Annotated in this window: 24 protein-coding genes; 23 read left to right on the top strand and 1 reads right to left on the bottom strand. The window is 38.2% G+C overall.

Annotated features, from left to right (window positions below):
• The first annotated feature begins 61 nt into the window (after window positions 1-61).
• The 13 genes from LVD16_RS20980 (at window position 62) to LVD16_RS20920 (ending at window position 11,262) form a co-directional block, all read left to right on the top strand.
• A complete protein-coding gene (locus LVD16_RS20980) occupies window positions 62-610 on the top strand; it encodes an REP-associated tyrosine transposase (RefSeq protein WP_233770251.1) in 549 nt (182 codons plus the stop codon).
• Window positions 611-1,325: 715 nt separating this feature from the next.
• Window positions 1,326-1,784, top strand: coding sequence for a GNAT family N-acetyltransferase (locus tag LVD16_RS20975; RefSeq protein ID WP_233770250.1), 459 nt, complete (start codon window positions 1,326-1,328; stop codon window positions 1,782-1,784).
• A gap of 58 nt (window positions 1,785-1,842) precedes the next feature.
• Window positions 1,843-2,595 carry a hypothetical protein gene (locus tag LVD16_RS20970; RefSeq protein ID WP_233770249.1) on the top strand — a complete coding sequence of 251 codons (753 nt, stop codon included), beginning with the start codon at window positions 1,843-1,845 and terminating at the stop codon, window positions 2,593-2,595.
• Between the two features lie 89 nt (window positions 2,596-2,684).
• Window positions 2,685-3,593: an NAD(P)/FAD-dependent oxidoreductase gene (locus LVD16_RS20965; protein WP_233770248.1), complete on the top strand. Its 909-nt coding sequence runs from the start codon at window positions 2,685-2,687 to the stop codon at window positions 3,591-3,593.
• Between the two features lie 108 nt (window positions 3,594-3,701).
• Window positions 3,702-4,970, top strand: a complete 1,269-nt coding sequence (locus LVD16_RS20960) for a glycosyltransferase (RefSeq protein ID WP_233770247.1) — start codon at window positions 3,702-3,704, stop codon at window positions 4,968-4,970.
• Window positions 4,967-5,662 carry a hypothetical protein gene (locus LVD16_RS20955; RefSeq protein ID WP_233770246.1) on the top strand — a complete coding sequence of 232 codons (696 nt, stop codon included), beginning with the start codon at window positions 4,967-4,969 and terminating at the stop codon, window positions 5,660-5,662. Before LVD16_RS20960 ends, LVD16_RS20955 begins: the two co-directional genes overlap by 4 nt.
• A gap of 164 nt (window positions 5,663-5,826) precedes the next feature.
• Window positions 5,827-6,117 (top strand): hypothetical protein, encoded by a 291-nt coding sequence (locus LVD16_RS20950; protein ID WP_233770245.1) that lies wholly within the window; start codon window positions 5,827-5,829, stop codon window positions 6,115-6,117.
• Entirely contained in the window at window positions 6,047-7,261 is a 1,215-nt protein-coding gene (locus LVD16_RS20945; protein ID WP_233770244.1) for an amidohydrolase family protein, read from the top strand. Before LVD16_RS20950 ends, LVD16_RS20945 begins: the two co-directional genes overlap by 71 nt.
• 46 nt (window positions 7,262-7,307) lie before the next feature.
• Window positions 7,308-7,994, top strand: coding sequence for a hypothetical protein (locus LVD16_RS20940; RefSeq protein WP_233770243.1), 687 nt, complete (start codon window positions 7,308-7,310; stop codon window positions 7,992-7,994).
• A 261-nt stretch (window positions 7,995-8,255) separates the two neighbouring features.
• Window positions 8,256-8,906 carry a hypothetical protein gene (locus LVD16_RS20935; protein WP_233770242.1) on the top strand — a complete coding sequence of 217 codons (651 nt, stop codon included), beginning with the start codon at window positions 8,256-8,258 and terminating at the stop codon, window positions 8,904-8,906.
• A gap of 58 nt (window positions 8,907-8,964) precedes the next feature.
• Complete coding sequence (locus tag LVD16_RS20930; RefSeq protein ID WP_233770241.1) at window positions 8,965-9,654, top strand: helix-turn-helix transcriptional regulator; 690 nt, start codon at window positions 8,965-8,967, stop codon at window positions 9,652-9,654.
• An 86-nt stretch (window positions 9,655-9,740) separates the two neighbouring features.
• Window positions 9,741-10,691, top strand: a complete 951-nt coding sequence (locus tag LVD16_RS20925) for an alpha/beta fold hydrolase (protein ID WP_305038990.1) — start codon at window positions 9,741-9,743, stop codon at window positions 10,689-10,691.
• Window positions 10,684-11,262, top strand: coding sequence for a YdeI/OmpD-associated family protein (locus LVD16_RS20920; RefSeq protein WP_306309357.1), 579 nt, complete (start codon window positions 10,684-10,686; stop codon window positions 11,260-11,262). The genes LVD16_RS20925 and LVD16_RS20920 overlap by 8 nt, the downstream gene beginning before the upstream one ends.
• A 62-nt stretch (window positions 11,263-11,324) precedes the next feature.
• Here the strand turns inward: LVD16_RS20920 and LVD16_RS20915 are convergent, their stop codons facing one another.
• Complete coding sequence (locus LVD16_RS20915) at window positions 11,325-12,140, bottom strand: hypothetical protein (protein WP_233770240.1); 816 nt, start codon at window positions 12,138-12,140, stop codon at window positions 11,325-11,327.
• Between the two features lie 221 nt (window positions 12,141-12,361).
• Between LVD16_RS20915 and LVD16_RS20910 the strand changes: the two genes are divergently transcribed.
• The 10 genes from LVD16_RS20910 (at window position 12,362) to LVD16_RS20865 (ending at window position 18,842) form a co-directional block, all read left to right on the top strand.
• Window positions 12,362-12,916, top strand: coding sequence for a carboxymuconolactone decarboxylase family protein (locus LVD16_RS20910; protein WP_233770239.1), 555 nt, complete (start codon window positions 12,362-12,364; stop codon window positions 12,914-12,916).
• A 54-nt stretch (window positions 12,917-12,970) separates the two neighbouring features.
• A complete protein-coding gene (locus LVD16_RS20905; protein WP_233770238.1) occupies window positions 12,971-13,381 on the top strand; it encodes a nuclear transport factor 2 family protein in 411 nt (136 codons plus the stop codon).
• A 7-nt stretch (window positions 13,382-13,388) separates the two neighbouring features.
• Entirely contained in the window at window positions 13,389-14,273 is an 885-nt protein-coding gene (locus LVD16_RS20900) for a helix-turn-helix domain-containing protein (RefSeq protein WP_233770237.1), read from the top strand.
• Window positions 14,274-14,403: 130 nt separating this feature from the next.
• The gene (locus LVD16_RS20895; RefSeq protein ID WP_233770236.1) at window positions 14,404-14,850 is read left to right on the top strand and encodes a helix-turn-helix transcriptional regulator; all 447 of its coding nucleotides are present in this window, start codon (window positions 14,404-14,406) and stop codon (window positions 14,848-14,850) included.
• Between the two features lie 45 nt (window positions 14,851-14,895).
• Window positions 14,896-15,330 (top strand): VOC family protein, encoded by a 435-nt coding sequence (locus tag LVD16_RS20890; protein ID WP_233770235.1) that lies wholly within the window; start codon window positions 14,896-14,898, stop codon window positions 15,328-15,330.
• Window positions 15,314-15,766, top strand: coding sequence for a DUF1569 domain-containing protein (locus LVD16_RS20885; protein WP_233770234.1), 453 nt, complete (start codon window positions 15,314-15,316; stop codon window positions 15,764-15,766). Before LVD16_RS20890 ends, LVD16_RS20885 begins: the two co-directional genes overlap by 17 nt.
• A gap of 196 nt (window positions 15,767-15,962) precedes the next feature.
• Entirely contained in the window at window positions 15,963-16,475 is a 513-nt protein-coding gene (locus LVD16_RS20880) for a hypothetical protein (RefSeq protein ID WP_233770233.1), read from the top strand.
• Window positions 16,476-16,592: 117 nt separating this feature from the next.
• Window positions 16,593-16,964: a nuclear transport factor 2 family protein gene (locus LVD16_RS20875; protein WP_233770232.1), complete on the top strand. Its 372-nt coding sequence runs from the start codon at window positions 16,593-16,595 to the stop codon at window positions 16,962-16,964.
• A 73-nt stretch (window positions 16,965-17,037) separates the two neighbouring features.
• Window positions 17,038-18,165: a hypothetical protein gene (locus LVD16_RS20870; RefSeq protein ID WP_233770231.1), complete on the top strand. Its 1,128-nt coding sequence runs from the start codon at window positions 17,038-17,040 to the stop codon at window positions 18,163-18,165.
• 176 nt (window positions 18,166-18,341) lie between these two features.
• Entirely contained in the window at window positions 18,342-18,842 is a 501-nt protein-coding gene (locus tag LVD16_RS20865) for an SRPBCC family protein (RefSeq protein WP_233770230.1), read from the top strand.
• Window positions 18,843-18,914 lie beyond the last annotated feature (72 nt).

Below are 18,914 nucleotides of genomic sequence, written 5' to 3'. Positions count from 1 at the left end.
AATTGTCAATCCTAAATGGTCTTTTTGCTCATATCTAATCAAATAATGATTATCTTATATTATGTCAGCAGGATATAGAATATCGAATCCAGAAGGTATTTACTTCATTACATTTGCTGTGGTGGAGTGGGTAGATGTTTTTACCAGACGAGTTTATATGGATATTTTGATCGATAGTTTGAAATACTGTCAAAGGGAAAAGGGATTGGTATTATATGCATGGTGTTTTATGAGTAATCATGTCCATATGATTTGTTCAGCCAGAGAGGGTCATAACTTATCTGATATTTTGAGGGACTTTAAAAAATACACTTCTAAAAGAATTGTGAAAGAGATTCAAAATAACTCACAGGAAAGTAGGAAAGGCTGGATGTTATGGATATTTAAGAATGCTGGAAGTAAAAATTCGAAAAATAAAGATTATCAATTTTGGAGACAGAAAACCCATCCAATAGAACTCGAAAGTAATTTTTTCAAAGATCAGAAATTGGAATACATACATAACAATCCAGTAGTTGCTGGAATAGTACGAGAAGCTCAAGATTATCAATATTCCAGTGCCATTGATTATTCAGGAGGGAAAGGGCTTATTGATGTGGAGTATTTGTGATTGTTAAGCCTTATTTATCACTATTCGTAGTCTACCGTAGGGTGATTGTAAGTGCATAATGTAAATTGGTGGCTGTGACCCCGAGTTTCTACATAAATTTAATTTTAGAGCTTTCTTAACTTTTGTTGGTATTCTCGATCTGTCTGCGTTTCATAGATCAGTAAAATGAAGTTATAAACTTCATATCATGTTTAGGTTTGAAGTGATCTTTCGGAACACTCCAAACAGCACTTCCAAGCAGCAATCCATCATTGACGCTATTTGTAGTCTACCGCAGGGTGACTGCAAATCAACAATGGCAACTAGGGTCTGTGACCTGGAATTCGAGCACAAATCTTTAATTTTTTTAGAGCCCTTTAACTCGAATTGGTAACCTCGAATGGACTGCATTTCATAGATCAGTATAATGAAGTTACAAACTTCATTTCATGTTTAGGTTTGAAGTGATCCTGTCGGAACACTCCAAACAGCAATCTATCATTAACGCTGTTTGTAGTCTACCGTAGGGTGACTGCAAATCAACAATGGAAACCAGGGTCTGTGACCCGGAGTTTGAGGCTAAATCTATATTTTTTTTTTGAGATACTTTAACTCGAATTGCTAACCTTGAATATCACGTTTAGATTTGAAGTGATCCTGTCGGAACACTCCAAACGGCATTCTCCCGCAGCATTTGAATAAATTTCTGTAATATTACCACTCAAATCAACTTCTTATGATCACCATTAAAAGAACCAACTCAGATGATGAAGACTTTGTAGCTCTCGTGAAGTTGCTAGACCAGGATCTGGCAGTAAGAGATGGCGACGAACATGGTTTTTACGCTCAGTATAATAAGATAAGCATGATCAAGCATGCCGTGGTGGCTTATGATGGTGATGTAGCTATTGCCTGCGGGGCGGTGAAGGCTTTTGATGATGAGTCTATGGAGGTGAAGAGAATGTATACTGCCGAGTCGGCCAGGGGGAAGGGGGTGGCTTCTGTGGTGTTGGCTGAGCTGGAAAAGTGGGCTGGTGAGCTGGGATATGCCAAATGTGTATTGGAAACTGGTGTAAGACAGCCAGAGGCTATCCGGCTATATGAGAAAAATGGGTATCAACTAACGCCGAACTATGGACAGTATGTAGGGGTGGAAAATAGTAGATGCTTTGAGAAATTAATAATCATAAAATAAGCCTTCTAAAAGTGGGTAGACGGATGAATTTTTTTATTTCTATAATCAATTTATGATAATGATAAGAGTGGTAATTGCTGTTATGCTTGGCCTGTGTATGATTAGTTGTGGAGGTAAAAATGGAGAAGGTGGCTTTCTATCGGGCATTGTAGATGTCTCTGAATCTGAAAGGGAGGGAGTGAAAGAAGTGGTAGAATTTTATGGTGGTACTATAGATTATTCTTTTGGAAGATCCATGAAATCAGGAGAAGAGTCTAAGACCTTTTTCGAAATTAGACTGTCAGATAGTGAGTCTCTGGAGAAATACAAATCCACACCAGAGATTCCGGCTTCAAATATAGCTTACAGAACTTATAGACACCTAACGGCGGAGGAGAGAAAGAAATATTCACATATAAATCCTGTGCTTGTATTCGCTAATGGTGATGAGTATGAGTTTGAATATAATACCTGGATCTTGGAATATGTGGATAAAAGAATGGCATTGGTAGACAAGGTGGTGGGACTACTAAAGAAAAAACAATATGATGCCTTGTCTGGGATGTTAAATGATACATCTGCAGTGGCACAATACTCTAAGGAAGAATGGATCAAAGGTGTCATGAAAGCCGACTCTACCTTTGGAAATATTACAGAAGATGGTTTTATACTGCAGGGTTATAAAATTGATGCCATAGACAATAAGGGAAATGATTACCTATACATTTATGGAATCATAACACGTGATGTTGAAAATAATCAGTTTAGTGTTGTATTAGATCCATATTCCGAAAGTGATGAAATCTATTTAATTGATTATGCATTGCATTAATTCCTGCTATTGAAATAAGTAAATGCAACTATGTTGCGATAAAGGACTGACTTCCTATATTTGTTGCTTTAGCAACGAATAATAATGCAATGGATATAAAATACGATTATGATGTAATCATCATAGGTGGGAGTTATGCCGGCCTTTCGGCGGCCATGGCTTTAGGACGCTCATTAAGAAAAATACTCATCATTGATGGCGGATTACCCTGCAACAGACAAACCCCACACTCTCATAATTTCATTACTCAAGACGGTGAAAAGCCGCACGTGATTGCCTCCAAGGCAAGAGAACAGGTGTTGCAGTATAAAACCGTAAACCTGGTTAATGGCCTGGCCGTGGAGGCTGTAAAGTTAAATTCTGGTTTTAGGATTACCACAGATTCAGTAGACACTTACACGGCCAAAAAACTCATATTTGCCACTGGCATTAAAGATATTATGCCGGAGATTGACGGCTTTCCTCACTGTTGGGGTATTTCAGTAATTCATTGCCCATATTGCCATGGCTATGAAGTGAAAAGTGAGGTGACGGGTATATTGGCCAATGGCGATGCAGCCATGCACTATGCTATGCTGATAAGAAACCTTACCGATAAACTCACCATATATACCAATGGCAAAGCCACCTTTGATGAAGCCCAACGGCTGCAGTTAGATAACCATAATATCAAAGTAGTAGAGCGTGAGATTAAAGCTTTTGATCACAATAAAGGACAACTCAAAAGCATCATTTTCAAAGACGAAACTTCGGCTCAGCTCACTGCACTTTACGCCAAGGTTGACTTTGTACAACATACTGATCTGCTTGAAAAACTGGGCTGCCAACTTACTGAGCAAGGCTTTATAGAAACTAATAACTTTCAGCAAACTAGCGTGGCTGATGTTTACGCTTGTGGCGACAACACATCTCCTATGCGTTCAGTGGCCAATTCTGTTGCTGCAGGTAATTTTGCTGGTGCTATGGTGAATATGGAGTTGTGTAAGGCAGAATTTTAAGGTGTTTGTCTTCATTCTTTCTTGGAATTGTTAAATTTAAAAGGTGATTAATTAGTTGATGCACTTACGGTAGCCGATCACACTTAAAACAATTTACAGCCAATAAAAATGAAAATAGCCATCTTAACCCTAGGCACCCGTGGAGATGTGCAGCCTTATGCCGTTTTGGGAAGAGCTTTAAAGGCAAAAGGGCATGAGGTAACACTATCTACAGCCAAAAATTTTGAACAACTGGTGGGGTCTTATGGAATTGAGTTTGTTCCGGTTGAGGCTGATTTTCAGGAAGTTTTGGATTCTGAGGATGGTAAAAAGACGTTGAAAGGAAACCCATTTGCTATTAGAAAAAATCTTAAGACTTGGGTCTATCCTTTAATAGCCAATTCATTAGAAGTTTTTTACAAGTTGGCCGTAGAAAGTGATTTGGTTTTGTACCATGTGAAGACATTGGCGGACAGTTTTGCTGATCAATTTCCTGAAAAAATGGTTAGAGCATCAGTACTTCCCATTGTGGAGCCCACTAAAGAGTTCAAAAATCCTTCTTTTGGAGGATTGCCTATCCCGAAAATGTTTAATAGGTTAAGTTATACACTGTCAAATCAAAGTCTTAAGCTATTATCCAAGCCTATAGGGGAGTTTAGAGTGAAGTTTCAATTGCCTAAAAAATTCACAGTACCAAATGTGAAAAACATATATGCAATGAGTCCAAGTTTTTTGCCAACCCCAAAAGACTACTCAGCCACCTCTAAATTTAACGGTTTTTGGTATGATGATTCTACTGAAGAACTCTCTAAAGAGCTAACCGATTTTATTCACGACGGAGAAAAGCCCCTGCTCATTACTTTCGGTAGTATGCCTTCAAAAAGCAAGTTTAACTTAATAAAAGCCGTAGGTAAGTTAGTGGAAACACTCAAAGTAAGAGTAATCATTGTAAAAGGTTGGGGGTTTGAAAAGGATTTGCTAGCTGATAATTCGAAGATTAAAATCATAGACAGCGTTTCATATCAAACTATTTTTCCTTTGGTAAAAGCAGTCATTCACCACGGCGGAATAGGCACCACTGCGGAATGCTTAAGGGCAGGCATACCTTTTATGATATGTCCCATTTTATATCCTATCGGAGACCAAAAGTTCTGGGGAGAATTAGCTTATAATAAGGGGATTGCCGTGAAACCAATACCCCTCAGTAAGATGACTGAAGCTAAATTTATCGATAGTGTTTCCGAACTACTGAATAACCAAGAACTCTATGAAAATTCCATCGCAATGAAAACCAGAATACACCATGAGGATGGAATTGAAAAAACAATTGAAGAAATAGAAAAGCAGGGAAAGACGGTTTCTTCAGTAAATGCTGATAATAATTATATTAAAGAATGAGAAATGTTTCAATAATATTAATTCTTATTACACTATGGCTTTCATCCTGTCAAAAAAGGAGTAAGAGCGTAACAGGCGAGGTTTCCATAGATTCTCAGCAAGTAGATGTGGTTAAAGTTCATGAAACATCAGCTCCTCCAGTTCATGAGCTGGATAAATATCTTTATACCGATACTTTGTATGTCAATGATGCTGATGAATTATTAACTATTCAAAATGGTCTGCCTAAAGGAGGAATGATCGATCCCGATGGCACTCCATACCAGGACGCCTCGGGGAAAAGTTATCAATTTGCTGTATTCTGGACGCGATTGGTTAATGAAAGCAATAAGCCAATTGATATTCATGTTAGTACTCCAGCGGATTCATTTGCAATATTTACACCTCCAAATTCCTACTTAAAGTTATTTTTGGTACCGGATGAATTTTCATATCAGGAACTATCGTCATTTAACTATGGCCTAGCAGACATTAAATCCTTCTTAGATATCAATTTTAATCGCGGAACGGAATTGCAAATAACGCTTGAAGCTAATGAGGATCATATATTTTATATAGCTACGATTTCTTATCAGGCAGCGGGTGTACCAAGAGGAGCATTTATCCTGAAAGGGAATGACCTCTATTATAGCATGAGCTTGGCTCCAGATGGTTCAGGAATGGTTTATTGTGGTGGGATTGAGGTCAACTAAAGACTAGTAGCGAGTTATTGGAAAATTGAATTAGTATGTTGAATTTGTCATAGAATCATTAAATTGCTTTGATCGAGCCTAACGTGCTTGCAAACAATGACTTGTAAACTGAATACAATTTCCATACAGTATGGAAAATGGCTCCGCAACCTAAACCAAACTACATGAACCACCTTACCAAAATCCTAGTCATTTTTGTCATTACAATTTGCATCGTGAGTTGTAGGCCTTCTGTACAAAAGGTTGATTTGATTATTAAAGACATCTCCATTGTAGATGTAGAGAAGCTTGAGGTAAGAGATGGTCAATCTGTAATGATCAACCAGGGAGTGATCGTAAGTATTGGTGCTGATAGCGAAGGATATGAGGCGGATCAGGAGGTAAATGGAGAAGGAAAATACCTTATTCCTGGTCTTTGGGATATGCATACATTATACAGATGTGAGAGGGTATGAATATTTTAATGCTCTCTTCCTGGCTAATGGTGTGTTGGGTGTTCGCGATCTTTGGGGCAATTTGGCGGTGAGGGATTCATTGGAATCTGTTGGTTATCTGATGCCTCGTAAATATGTATCAGGTGCCATCATGGATGGGCCATTTACACTTTTACAAGGCACACTTCAACCCAAATCTACTGCCGAGGCCACACAAATGGTTGACTCTCTTTACAAGAAAGGAGCAGATTTCATCAAAGTATATGATGATTTGTCTAAGGATATTTATGATGCTATTGCTACGAAGTGTAAGCAGTTAGGGATGCCATTTGTAGGACACGTACCGATGTCTATTTCGGCTGAATATGCCTCTGAAATGGGGCGGAAGAGTATGGAGCATCTTAACGGAATCTGGAGATCATGCACCAATAAACAGGAGGCCATTGATAGCTTACAGCAGCTTTTTAAAGAGAATTTTTTATCCAACAATTTGCCAGCGGCTGTAAACAGCTTTACCACGATCAATGGTATGTATAGTGAATTTTATAATGAAGCTGCAGCGAATGAAATAGCTAATACTCTAAGTAAAAATGGCACGTATGTTACTCCTACCTTGGTTTTAATAGATAAGCACTGGAGAAGAAAAGGAGGGACATTTTTAGAGCAAAAAGCAAATAAATACATCCCTGAGAATTTACTCACACAGTGGAATCCGGAATTAAGTTTCCCCGAAAAGATGTTTCCTCCTGCTACCTGGGAAGCTGGGCAGGAGCTTTTAAAAACATCATCAAAGATTACCAAAATTATTAGTGAGAATGGAGTTAAACTATTGGCAGGGTCTGATTGTGGTGTATCATATGTAACGCCAGGCTTTAGTCTTCATGAGGAGCTTAATATGTTGGTTAAGGAAGGTTTGTCTAACGGTGAAGCCTTGCAAACGGCCACCATAAATCCTGCGTATTTTTTCGGTCTGGCTGATTCTTTAGGCACCATTGCCGAAAGTAAATATGCAGAGCTGGTTATCCTTGAAAACAACCCTCTGGATGATATTTCAAATACAACCTCTGTAGACGCCATCATAAAAAGTGGAAAATTATATAATAGAGCACAGTTAGACTCTTTACTTTCTCAGTCTGCAGAGCTTGCGGGGAAGAGTGAGTTGTAAATCAGAAAAATTCAAAAGTGCCTATTAGCTCAGAATTGTTGATATAATGAAATTATTACCCTCTATTTTGCTTGTTATACTGCTAATCTCTTGCTTACCTGATAGGAAGCAGGCCCTTTCTGAATCAGATAACGAGACTATTCAGATGTTATCTGATACTGATTCACTAGTAATGTTGGATTGGCAGACAACACAAGATTCGTTAAGAAAGGTACTTCTTAAATCAAAACCAGATAATTTTTTGAAGGGTAGTATGTTGGTAGAGCTGTATATCAGAAACGTCATTACTATTTCTGATGATAGCCTTTATCTCAATATCCCTTTTAATTTACATAGTTTTGACTGCGGTGCTCCTGATTGTTATTCAACTGATTTGAAGTTTGGGTTTCCTCATCATAATCAATTAATGTTTCCTGATGAAATCACTTACGGCATTCACGAACATGGGTGTGTTGATAGTGAATTGCATTTATCTGGGGTCATGAGTAAGATTAATCAAGACGATAATTTTGTGAGCTATTACTTAAAAGAGCTGCACCAAACCTTGATAATATTGGCAGATGATGAAAGAAAAGAATATGCTTATCTTTTTGAGGAGGTTGAACCGGATTCAATCCAAATGAATCGTATCCAAGAATTACTTTCCAACCTTCCGGATACCGCATCAGTGCCGTATCGTTCTTTTCAACTTATAACTCCAGAATACGAAATCTTTCTTGGGGAGAATAGATAATTGTAAAGAGTTACGGGTTATTAAATGCCGGATTTGGGTCTCGTGTTCTTCAGCCTGATTTCTCTACCAAATTACCGTTTAAAAAGCAACTGGAGAACTTGAAGTGTATGCTTTCTGCTTAACTAATTCCTCTTATTATGGATGATTTCAGTATTTTATTAAACCTTTGAAAGACAAATGGATAAAAAGTTTGAGCAATGGATATTTCTTAATTTATTTACCTTAAATCAACATATCTTTTTTGCAAAACGGTAAATAACAGTGTGGAATAATTTTAAACGATTTCTTTTCGAATTTGTGATAGTAACATTAGGGGTTTTAGCCGCTTTTAGTATCAGTAAGTTGGATGAAAATAGAAAATTAAGGGCTGAAGAACTGGCTTCATATAAGTCACTTAAGGAGGATTTGGAGGCTGAACTTTACGTTTTCAACTATTATAAGCAGCCACTCAAAAATGCTAAAGCTTATTTGAAGCCGATCCTTGCAAAACAATACGATGAAATTGATTCTCTGATGTCGTATTTAAATGCCTCATTTGACTTACAAGAAAGAAATGCCACCTATATCAATTTGAAATTTAGTGGTAAACTGGAAATTCTTCATAATGAAGCAATAAAAAAGAGAATGACCCTTTATTATGAAACTTATTACCAGGGGTTAGAGAGTATATCTCAGTGGAATTATGACTTTAGATTACATTTTTTAATGCCTTTTCTTGTCAAAAACTTGAAGTATAATGATGATAAGGAGAATCTTTTACGATTTTTAAATAATGATGAATTCTTAAACCTAATTCAATCTCAGTATCAAATGACCGAATCCAATATTTCTACCATTGAGAAGTCGGAAAAGTTAATTGCCAGAATAATTGAAGAGATCGATAAGGAGCTAGGTGTTGAAGTAGAAGATTAAATTATCAATCAATTTGGCTGATCTAGCCACGATATAACAAGAAATTAATAAATTTTGGATGGAAGGAAATGATGTCAAAAGAATCTCACGACTTACTGCCATATTAACGCAGCTGCAGACCAAAAGAAGGTTGACAGCCACAAGTCTCGCAGATAAATTTGGTGTAAGTACCCGTACTATCTATAGAGATATCAAAACTCTGGAAAAAGCTGGGGTACCTGTTCTCACTGAAGAAGGTAAAGGGTATATGCTCATGGAGGGTTATAGAATTCCACCAGTTATGTTTACCGAAAATCAGGCCAATGCTTTAATACTGGCAGAACAGCTGGTGTTAAAAAATAAAGATGCCTCTTTCATTCGAGATTATGCGGAGGCTATCGATAAGATCAAATCGATTCTCAGATATAGTATTCAGGACAAAGCCAATCTATTGGCGGAAAGAACGCGCTATGATGAGGCACTTAACCAGGAAAGAAACAGTAGTAATTTATCTGAATTACAAAGTGCGCTAACTAATTATAAATTAGTTAGGATCAGGTACATCAATAAAGAGGGATCTACTACAGACAGGATAATAGAGCCATTTGCCATATTAAGTGCTGAAAATTGGTATTTGATTGCCTGGTGCCGACTTCGTAAAGAGTTTAGGTTTTTCCGACCTGATAGAATTCAAAATATGGAGGTATTATCAGAAAATTTTGAGCCGCACAATCTGACTTTACAAGAGTATTTTGATAAATATCAATAATTCTTGCTCACCCTTGACATAAGGCTGTCTCAGGGCCATCATACGTTTGTGTCAAATCTTTAAAATACATATAAATGACAAACGTAATGAATTCAATCTCTGTTGATACAGGATTTCCACAGGCTACCATGATTTCAGTAAATGATGTAGAACTGGAAGTTTTTGAGGCGGGGCAACAAAATGCTGGAAACCCAATAGTATTATGTCATGGCTGGCCCGAGCATGCCTTTTCTTGGCGATATCAGGTGCCGGCCTTGGTGGACGCAGGATATCATGTAATAGTGCCTAACCAGCGTGGTTATGGTAACTCATCCCAACCAGAGGAAGTGACAGCTTATGATATTAAGCACCTTACTGGCGACCTTGTAGCTTTGCTAGATCATTATGGATACAAAGATGCCACCTTTGTGGGGCATGATTGGGGTGCCATGGTTACTTGGGGCCTGGCGCTATTGCACCCAAATCGGGTGAAGAGAATTATAGCCCTGGCTGTGCCTTATCAGGTACGTGGTGATAAACCATGGATAGAATGGATGGAGGAAGTTTTAGGGGGTGATTATTATTTTGTCCATTTTAACCGTCAGCCAGGGGTGGCAGATGCTATTCTGGATGAAAACGTACAGCAGTTTCTTAGCAATATATTTCGAAAGAACGTGCCGCACATTACGCCGGAACCAGGCATGGCTATGATTAATCTAGCCAGAGCGCAAGAGCCTTTAGGTGAGCCTGTTATGAATGAAAGTGAACTTAATGTCCTGGTGGCTGCTTTTGAATCAACAGGTTTTACCGGGAGTATAAACTGGTATAGGAACCTTGATCGAAACTGGCACCAATTGGCCGATGTAGACCCTATTATCCAAAAGCCTGCCTTGATGGTTTATGGTAAATATGACGTAATACCAAAATTCGAAGGTTTATCGGCATTTGTTCCCAATGTAGAAGATGTGAGTTTAGATTGCGGGCATTGGATTCAGCAAGAAAAACCAGAAGAAACTAACCAGGTTATTCTGGACTGGTTAAAAAAATATAATGACTAAAGATATAGAGACATTTTGTCCTAAAAGCCGAACAGACTGGCGCAAATGGCTGGAGAAAAATCACCAGTCAAAGCAGTCTGTTTGGCTGGTTTATTTCAAAACATCTACCAAAGTACCTTCCATTAGTTGGAGCGAGGCAGTGGATGAGGCTATTTGTTTCGGGTGGATAGATAGTACCAAAAAAGCTGTGGATGAAAAAAGATATATGCAGTATTTCTCCAAGAGAAAACCGAATAGCATTTGGTCTAAAGTGAATAAAGAAAAAGTGGAGAAACTCATTGCCAACGGCAGAATGAGGGAATCAGGTTTCAATAGTATTCAAGTGGCTAAACAAAACGGTTCTTGGTTGATTTTGGATGATGTGGAGGCTCTTGTGGTTCCGGAAGATTTAAAAGAGGCATTAGAAAATTATCATGAGGCCACGGAGTTTTTTAACAGTTTAAGCAAGTCCTCTAAAAAGATTTTATTGCACTGGGTGATGTCAGCTAAACGACCGGAAACGCGAAGAAAAAGAGTACTGGAAATAGCGCTCAGCGCCAGTAAAAGACAAAAGCCTAAGCAGTTTCAATAATAAGTTTGTAAATATTGGCTTGTACGGATGAGCACTCACAGGTTATACCTTCAACTCCTAATTCAATAAAATGATTTAGACTTAAACTCCTTAACCTTTATAGGATAGGCCAGCTGTATGCCCACATATGAGCCTCTGGTGCCTACTGATGATTGATAAGTGGAGCGATCATTCAGTCGGTCATACTCCAGGTCTAGTTTTGTTTTGCGTTTTACGCCTTGAGAATAAAAAAAAATCAATTGGAAATTGTCCTTATTGTAGTTGAAGAACTGCAGGTTGAGGCCCAGAAATAAGGAAGGTCCCCATCGCTGTTCAATGGTGTTGGCAGCACGAAATTCTATGTCACGATTGGCATAAGATTCTTTTACATTATCACCGGTGGTGGGCACCATATAGTCGAGGGTACCACCGAATATAATTCGAGTTCTAAAAAGTAGCAGGTACAGCATGTCATCTGTCACCTCTGTGGTGGTCACTTTTAGGTTTTTAGAAATATTCAATCGCCTTTTTGATTTGAATAATTTCACAGTGCCCAGGTGCCTTTGTACACCAAGAGGGAACCTCTGAGCCGGAAATGTATTTGAGTATCTAAGCAAAAGCTGTTTGTTTTCATTAAGCAGAGTAAAACTGTAGCCAATTCCTCCATTATTCCAGCCGCCAAAAACAGCCCAGCGCTCATTTAATTCATATTGAACATGCACGCCAAAATCAGGATAAAGCCTGAAGCCATTGTATCGAAAGTTGTCGTCATCTGGTAACTCTAAGGCATAATCTGTCAGAAGCTGCATGCCTAAACTAGGGGTGATGAATAGCTTCTTCTGAGCCGACACCATGGTGATGGCTGAAAATAGCAGTAGGACACTGAAAACTAGTCTCATTTTGATGATATTTTAATAAAAAAAATTTAAATATTTATATAAAATTCAGGCGGCGGCATTATTATTTTGCAGTTACATTCTGTTCCAAGGTCTGTTATAGATATTCAATTTATTAGTGGGAAAATTGTCCATCATGAAGCGGAGATAGTCCATTCTATAAGCCTGCCGTTCTTCCAACCTTTGTATCGTCAATAATTACTAACACTACAAAATTTAAGATCATGCAAAGAATTGAAGCATTAAACCCGGAAACTACCACAGGAAAATCAAAAGAACTATTTGATGGTGTACAGAAAAAATTAGGGATGGTTCCTAATCTAATGAGAACAATGGGCGTGTCGCCAGCCGTATTAGGAGGCTACCTGGCCTTGAGTGACGCACTTTCAAAGTCATCAGTAGGAGGTAAACTTAGCGAGCTGATTGCCCTTACGGTGGCCAATGTAAACGGTTGTGATTACTGTAACGCTGCTCATAGCTTTATAGGAGAGAAGCTTGCAGGCATACAGCCGGCTGAAATAAAAGCAGCCCGCGAAGGTAGATCTGCTAATGCCAAAGAGGAGGCAGCCTTAACCTTTGCCAAAAAAGTGGTACAAGCCAGAGGCCATGTGAGCGACCAAGATGTTCAGGAGGTGAAAGACGCCGGCTACAGCGAAGCGCAAGTGGCTGAAATTATAGCCCTTACCAGCTTAAATATACTTACCAACTACTTTAATAATGTAGCATTAGTTGAGGTAGATTTTCCTAAAGTAGAGTTAGCCGAAGTAGCAGCAGTTTAAAACTATGTGGGGCAAGTGCAGTTCTGGCGCTTGCCCTTCTTAAATGAAAAGGATATGAAAATCAAAAAACCTTTACCTCCGTTTACCATGGAAACTGCATTGGAAAAAGTGCAGCTGGCCGAAGATGCCTGGAACAGCAGAGATCCACAACGAGTGGCGCTGGCCTACACCTTAGATTCTGAGTGGAGAAATAGAACTGAGTTTATTAACGGTAGGCAAGAAATCATTAATTTTCTCACCAGAAAGTGGCAGAAGGAGAGAAATTATAAATTAAGGAAAGAGTTGTGGGGCTTTAGAGAAAACAGAATAGCCGTACGTTTTGAATATGAATATCAGAACCAGGATAATCAGTGGTTCAGGGCTTATGGCAATGAACTGTGGGAGTTTAATGCACAGGGACTTATGCAGAAAAGATATGCCAGTATTAATGATTTGGCTATCTCAGAAAGCGAACGACAAATTTAAATATTGAATGATACAAAAGAGCAAACACACGCTTGTAGATCCACAAACCGGAAACTTGGCTTTTAAGCTGTATACTATACAGGGAAATAATCCTTTTGATCATATTCAGCGGCTTAATTACTACTCGCTAATTTGGGTGCAGAGTGCAGGTGTAAAGTTGAAAGCCAACTTTTCCGAATGTGATATTGAAGAGAATACCTTGCTGGCATTTGCGCCCTATCAGCCATTTATGCTTATGACGGATGGTGATTTAAAAGCAAGGGTCATACACTTTCATCCAGATTTCTTTTGCATTCATAAGCACCATAAGGAGGTGGCCTGTCATGGTGTATTGTTTAATAACATCTATGATCCGCCAGCGCTACCTCTTGATCAGGCCACAGTTTCAATCTTTAACATGCAGATGGACCAGATGGAAAATGAGCTGCAAAGTTTAGATCTTGCCCACTATGAGCTTATGATCTCATACCTCAAAATATTTCTTATTACTGCTTCCAGGTTAAAGGCTAAGTCTCAGCCTGAAATAATCAATGAGTCATCAGAAAGTGATGAGCCTTTTGTACTTCAAAACCTGAAAGACTGTATTGAGGAACATTACAAGTCCAAGCATTCTGCCAGTGAATATGCTGATCTGCTGGCTATTAGCACCAAGGCATTGGCTAAACTGACCCGCAGACATTTTAATAAAACCCTGACCGATCTCATCTCCGAGAGAATTATCATTGAAGCCAAAAGAGAACTCTACCTCACCTCAAAAACGGTAAAGGAAATAGCTTATGAATTAGGCTATAATGACGAATATTATTTCAGTCGATTTTTTAAAAAGAATGCTGAGGTATCGCCTCAGGTTTATAGAGAAACGGTGGGCTTTGCCAAGATGATGGTGGGCTGAGATAGCAGTTGAAAACTGGAAAGTGATCAAAAGAATCATTATATTCAAATGGTCTTATGCCCATGCTGGAAAAGAAGGAGGAATTTAATTATCTTCTCAAAAAGGCCGTTGAATCAATTTATAGGGGAAGATGAATGAATATCCAAAAGTATACCTGTATCAACGTATCGTTCAGGCCAAGTTATTTATAGACAGGCGCTTTGCCGATAAAATAGATCTGGATAATATTTCAGATGAAGCGTACTTTTCAAAGTATCATTTTATCAGGTTGTTTAAATCTGCTTATGGCAAAACTCCTCATCAATATTTGAAATACGTTCGCATAGAAAAAGCAAAGGAGTTGTTAAGAAAAGGCTGCTCCGTTTCAGATACTTGTCATTTGGTTGGTTTTGATAGTTTATCATCTTTCAGTGGTCTCTTTTCCAGGACTGTGGGCATGACGCCCTCCGCTTATTTTAATTCACAAAAACAAATGCGGGAGATGATTGCTAAGAAACCTCTTGCTTTCGTTCCGTCTTGTTATGCCTATCAGCATGGTTGGCTGGAGAATAGCAATTTTGAAGAAAAGAAAATGTAAAGCATTGCTGAAATTACATCGTGTTTAACCAATAATTATAATACGATGATAAACAAAATGACCATCACAAATATTCATGTGATAGACCAGGACAGTGCTTTTGATTTTTACGTTAACAAGCTGGGCTTTAAAGTGGTAGATGACATACCTATGGGGCCTGACACAAGATGGCTCACCGTTTCCCCACCAGAGCAGCCAGATCTTCAGTTGGTACTTTTTCCTGTTAAAGTAAGTAAAATGTTTCCTAAAGAAGTGGCTGAGCAATTGATAAGCCTAATCAAACGCGGAGTGTTCGGTTGTGGTGTACTCACTTGTAACGATGTTTATGCCACCTATGAAGAACTCAAAGCAAAAGGAGTAGAGTTCATAAAGTCTCCCACCAAAGAGTTCTATGGAACCGAAGCCTTGTTTAAAGATGATTCCGGCAATTACTTTTCATTACAACCCATAAATAATTTTGGTGTTGAAAACGATATTTAGCGCTACATTGAGAGATGAATTGACCCATCGAATATCTCTTTTACAGGCTTCCAACAAGGCTCAATGGGGTAAAATGAATGTTTCTCAGATGGCCAGGCATTGTACCATTTGGAATGAGTGGGTGCTTGGCACCAAACCCTATGAATATAAACAAGAGTTTTTAGGGAAACTATTTGGTAAACTAGCTTTGAAAAGCAACACCAAAGATGATAAACCAATCGGTAAAAAAATGCCGGCCGGTAGGGCTTTTGTGGTCAAGGAAGCTACCAGTGATCTTATATCTTATCAATCCATTTGGCAAGGGCAGGTTAAGGCCTATAAAGACTTTTCAAACGACTCTTTTATCCACGACTTCTTTGGAAAAATGACCAATGAGCAAATCGGCATCTTTGCTTATAAGCATAATGACCATCATTTGAGGCAGTTTGGGGGCTGATAAATCATAATCAACAGTGCTTAATGATGTGTTTTGTTAATTCAGAGTTTGAAAGGTGGCTAAAGTTATCAGAGATATGGTGGAAATAGTGAAACTTGTGAAGAGTAACTTACATAGAAACAAATATTAGAGGTTAATAATATTTGTTTTTTCTATATTTAAATTTAAAAATATTACTTAGTAACGATTTTGATGGATGAACTTAGGTTTAAAGATATTACTAGCCTTATTTGTAGTTTCCCTTGCATTAGCACCTTATGTTCACCTCTCCGATTTAAGAATAGATAGTATTGTCTATGCAGTCTTTCTGTTAAATGGAGTGGTTTTAGGAGTTATGGCACTGATACGTGCTTTGAGAAATAGAAGTAAATTCCTAGCATTTATACTAGTTTTTCTAGTAATTATGTCCATGTCATATAGGTGTTTTTTTAGTGGAAGTTTCCGAAAAGAAACATTGGTTTCTAAAGTAGAAACAGATGATAACATTTATTCACTTACGGAAATTGGGCCTAAGGAAGATAGGGAATATGCCCTATGGAAACAGAATAAAAATTTTAGGTTTTTAAGGTTTAGAGAGCATGAATATGAAGCAACTACTGGCAGCACCTACATGCTGTTAAGGGAGAAGGGCAAAGAAGTTTATTTAATTCATGGAAAAAAAGGAGCCCAGAAACTGGAATTAGAGACTAAGTTAGATCAGATCTTATGATACTGGTGACTGAATGATAAGTCGGGGGTCTTTATTCTATTTTTTTAAACATTATCGATTATCCTAAACATCCATTATTTTCAGTTTATGGCTTCTTCTAATCAAAATAAACAACTTATGACTCATGTATTCTCTGAGCTATCTCAAGGGAATGACGAGTCACTTTTAGATATAATGGCGGAAGAGATGACATGGAATTGGATGGGCTCGGGGCAGTGGTCTAAGTCTTTCGTTGGTAAGGCACAGGTGCTAGGCGAGCTATGGAAAAATGTTAGGGATACCATAAAGAAACCATATAAAGTAGAGGTTCATAATATCATTGCAGATGGTGATTACGTGGTAGTGGAGATGTCTGGACAAAACGAAACGGTCACCGAGAACTCTTATAAAAATAAGTACTGTTGGGTTTGTCTTTTAAGAGATGGGAAGCTCTATCAGATCAACGAATATATGGATACCGAGCTAGTTACTAATGCTTTTAAATCTTGAAAATAGGCTATAGCTATTGATAAAGGAAAAATATTTATCATTAGACCCAGGTGTATAACTTTTTGAGCGATCTATGAATAAACCCATAACACTGCATATACCGCATTATTATGAAATTGATATTACTGATAAAAACCAGCGGTTAGCACTCACTAAAACTGAACCTTTATGTCCCGGAGATCACGTGAGAGCAGCGTATATGGCAAGCATAGAAAATGTTCAGAATTACGTTTGTGATATCTCCGAGATCTCTGAAGCCTATCGAGAAATAGCCACGAATAAGTTTCATAATGATAGAGCAAAGGGCTATGATCTGCCTACTGCCATTAGTGATTGCAAAGTGTATAGTTATAATTGGGATGATGATAATTACCACTTTAAAATATTCTGGATTATCCTTTCTGAAGAGCACATGCTGCAGCTGGTAAGCGTGGTTGACCCACTTTACTCCTCGTTTTTCAATCGGCAATTCATGATGTTAGCCTACGCTACCCAAATAGACAAAACCTTCAGTTACGCCGCTGGTATGACAGATTGTTTTGAAATTCAAGGCAGAGAGATAGCGGTTGATGAGCTTATTGATCTCATAGAATTTAAAAAACAGGAGAGTCTGAGGATTCAGTATCTCAAAGAGAATCTTACCATGAAGAGCCCAAGGTTCTTCAGTGTATTAAAAGAACAGTTGGCAGAAAATGACACTGTAACGGTAGAGTCTTTTATATGTACCGATTGGAATATGTATTATGACTTGCATAACCCTGAGAATTTCTCTGATCCTGATGCTCAGGAAGATTGGCAGAAGAATGATGATGTTTTTGACTATTTTGAAGTCCCGTATACCAATAATACCGAGACTGAAATCACCTGCTATGATGATTGCAATGTGTCTTTACTCGAAAAGGTAGCTACTAATAGTGATAAAGTTGAAAATAACCTGTTGTCATTTTTTGAGCGCTACACTTTCGGTAATGGAGGTGCATATGCCGCTGGTGTTCGCTTTGAATATGCAAAAGTGGAAATAGAGCGATTACATAATCAAAGTCTGAGCTACCATGATTTCCTGAAGAGAAACTTATGTCTGCAAGAAATCAACCTTGACGATGAAGACAGCCTGTCTATGCATTTTCGCTGCAGTTGGGATGCTGAACATGGGGTCACTGTATGGGTGGATGAGGAGTTTAGGTGCAGTATCAAGGACTAATTGTAAGGCATAAATTCGGATTAGACGATAAAAAACGCTCTGATTATTCAGATTCATTTTTTAATTATTGAATAAAATTCCAAAGTAAAAATTGTGAAACCGAAAAGTTGCATATATATTTGCAACTGAATGGTTTCTAATTGATGCCTCATTAACAACCTTTAATCTTGAAAATTATGATTACTAACCTGGAATTCGATTTTACTGTAGACAAAGACAGTCGAACTATTTTTATCACCAGAGAATTTGCAGCTGGCTTACCGTTGGTATGGGCCGCTTTTACAGAGGAGCGCTTGCTGGACCAGTGGGGAGCACCATCACCTTGGGTAGCTAAAACTAAGCATATGAATTTTGAAGAAGGAGGCAGTAGACTTTACGCCATGGTGAGCCCTGATGGGCAGGAGCATTGGTCTATCCAGGAGTTCACATCCATATCACCTACTTCCAATTATAAGATGCTCACCAATTTTGCAGATAAAGATGGCAATATTATTTCCGGAATCCCCAGTTCTGAAAATGATCTTACCTTCATTGGTAATGGAGATATCACTACCGTAAAAATCTCTATAAAATATGCCACCTTAGAAGTGCTGGAAATGATGATAGAAAAAGGATTTAAAGAAGGATATGCCATGACCATGGATAATCTGGATAAGGTTCTTAAATCATTATCTTAAGGTACAAAACACTGATGTTGTTTTATTTACATATGTAAATGAAGATAAATGTGCTTTCATGTTTCATTTGTT

The sequence above is a fragment of the Fulvivirga ligni genome, from assembly GCF_021389935.1.
GTDB lineage: Bacteria > Bacteroidota > Bacteroidia > Cytophagales > Cyclobacteriaceae > Fulvivirga > Fulvivirga ligni.
Note: the sequence above shows the minus strand (reverse complement) of the source record. Positions and strands in the feature narration are given on the sequence as shown.

What these genes read in the sequence shown, in the direction of transcription:
- LVD16_RS20980 (WP_233770251.1), top strand. Translation starts at nt 62, where the DNA reads ATGTCAGCAGGATATAGAATATCGAATCCAGAAGGTATTTACTTCATT.
- LVD16_RS20975 (WP_233770250.1), top strand. Translation starts at nt 1,326, where the DNA reads ATGATCACCATTAAAAGAACCAACTCAGATGATGAAGACTTTGTAGCT.
- LVD16_RS20970 (WP_233770249.1), top strand. Translation starts at nt 1,843, where the DNA reads ATGATAAGAGTGGTAATTGCTGTTATGCTTGGCCTGTGTATGATTAGT.
- LVD16_RS20965 (WP_233770248.1), top strand. Translation starts at nt 2,685, where the DNA reads ATGGATATAAAATACGATTATGATGTAATCATCATAGGTGGGAGTTAT.
- LVD16_RS20960 (WP_233770247.1), top strand. Translation starts at nt 3,702, where the DNA reads ATGAAAATAGCCATCTTAACCCTAGGCACCCGTGGAGATGTGCAGCCT.
- LVD16_RS20955 (WP_233770246.1), top strand. Translation starts at nt 4,967, where the DNA reads ATGAGAAATGTTTCAATAATATTAATTCTTATTACACTATGGCTTTCA.
- LVD16_RS20950 (WP_233770245.1), top strand. Translation starts at nt 5,827, where the DNA reads ATGAACCACCTTACCAAAATCCTAGTCATTTTTGTCATTACAATTTGC.
- LVD16_RS20945 (WP_233770244.1), top strand. Translation starts at nt 6,047, where the DNA reads ATGGAGAAGGAAAATACCTTATTCCTGGTCTTTGGGATATGCATACAT.
- LVD16_RS20940 (WP_233770243.1), top strand. Translation starts at nt 7,308, where the DNA reads ATGAAATTATTACCCTCTATTTTGCTTGTTATACTGCTAATCTCTTGC.
- LVD16_RS20930 (WP_233770241.1), top strand. Translation starts at nt 8,965, where the DNA reads ATGGAAGGAAATGATGTCAAAAGAATCTCACGACTTACTGCCATATTA.
- LVD16_RS20925 (WP_305038990.1), top strand. Translation starts at nt 9,741, where the DNA reads ATGAATTCAATCTCTGTTGATACAGGATTTCCACAGGCTACCATGATT.
- LVD16_RS20920 (WP_306309357.1), top strand. Translation starts at nt 10,684, where the DNA reads ATGACTAAAGATATAGAGACATTTTGTCCTAAAAGCCGAACAGACTGG.
- LVD16_RS20915 (WP_233770240.1), bottom strand. Translation starts at nt 12,140, where the DNA reads ATGAGACTAGTTTTCAGTGTCCTACTGCTATTTTCAGCCATCACCATG.
- LVD16_RS20910 (WP_233770239.1), top strand. Translation starts at nt 12,362, where the DNA reads ATGCAAAGAATTGAAGCATTAAACCCGGAAACTACCACAGGAAAATCA.
- LVD16_RS20905 (WP_233770238.1), top strand. Translation starts at nt 12,971, where the DNA reads ATGAAAATCAAAAAACCTTTACCTCCGTTTACCATGGAAACTGCATTG.
- LVD16_RS20900 (WP_233770237.1), top strand. Translation starts at nt 13,389, where the DNA reads ATGATACAAAAGAGCAAACACACGCTTGTAGATCCACAAACCGGAAAC.
- LVD16_RS20895 (WP_233770236.1), top strand. Translation starts at nt 14,404, where the DNA reads ATGAATGAATATCCAAAAGTATACCTGTATCAACGTATCGTTCAGGCC.
- LVD16_RS20890 (WP_233770235.1), top strand. Translation starts at nt 14,896, where the DNA reads ATGATAAACAAAATGACCATCACAAATATTCATGTGATAGACCAGGAC.
- LVD16_RS20880 (WP_233770233.1), top strand. Translation starts at nt 15,963, where the DNA reads ATGAACTTAGGTTTAAAGATATTACTAGCCTTATTTGTAGTTTCCCTT.
- LVD16_RS20875 (WP_233770232.1), top strand. Translation starts at nt 16,593, where the DNA reads ATGACTCATGTATTCTCTGAGCTATCTCAAGGGAATGACGAGTCACTT.
- LVD16_RS20870 (WP_233770231.1), top strand. Translation starts at nt 17,038, where the DNA reads ATGAATAAACCCATAACACTGCATATACCGCATTATTATGAAATTGAT.
- LVD16_RS20865 (WP_233770230.1), top strand. Translation starts at nt 18,342, where the DNA reads ATGATTACTAACCTGGAATTCGATTTTACTGTAGACAAAGACAGTCGA.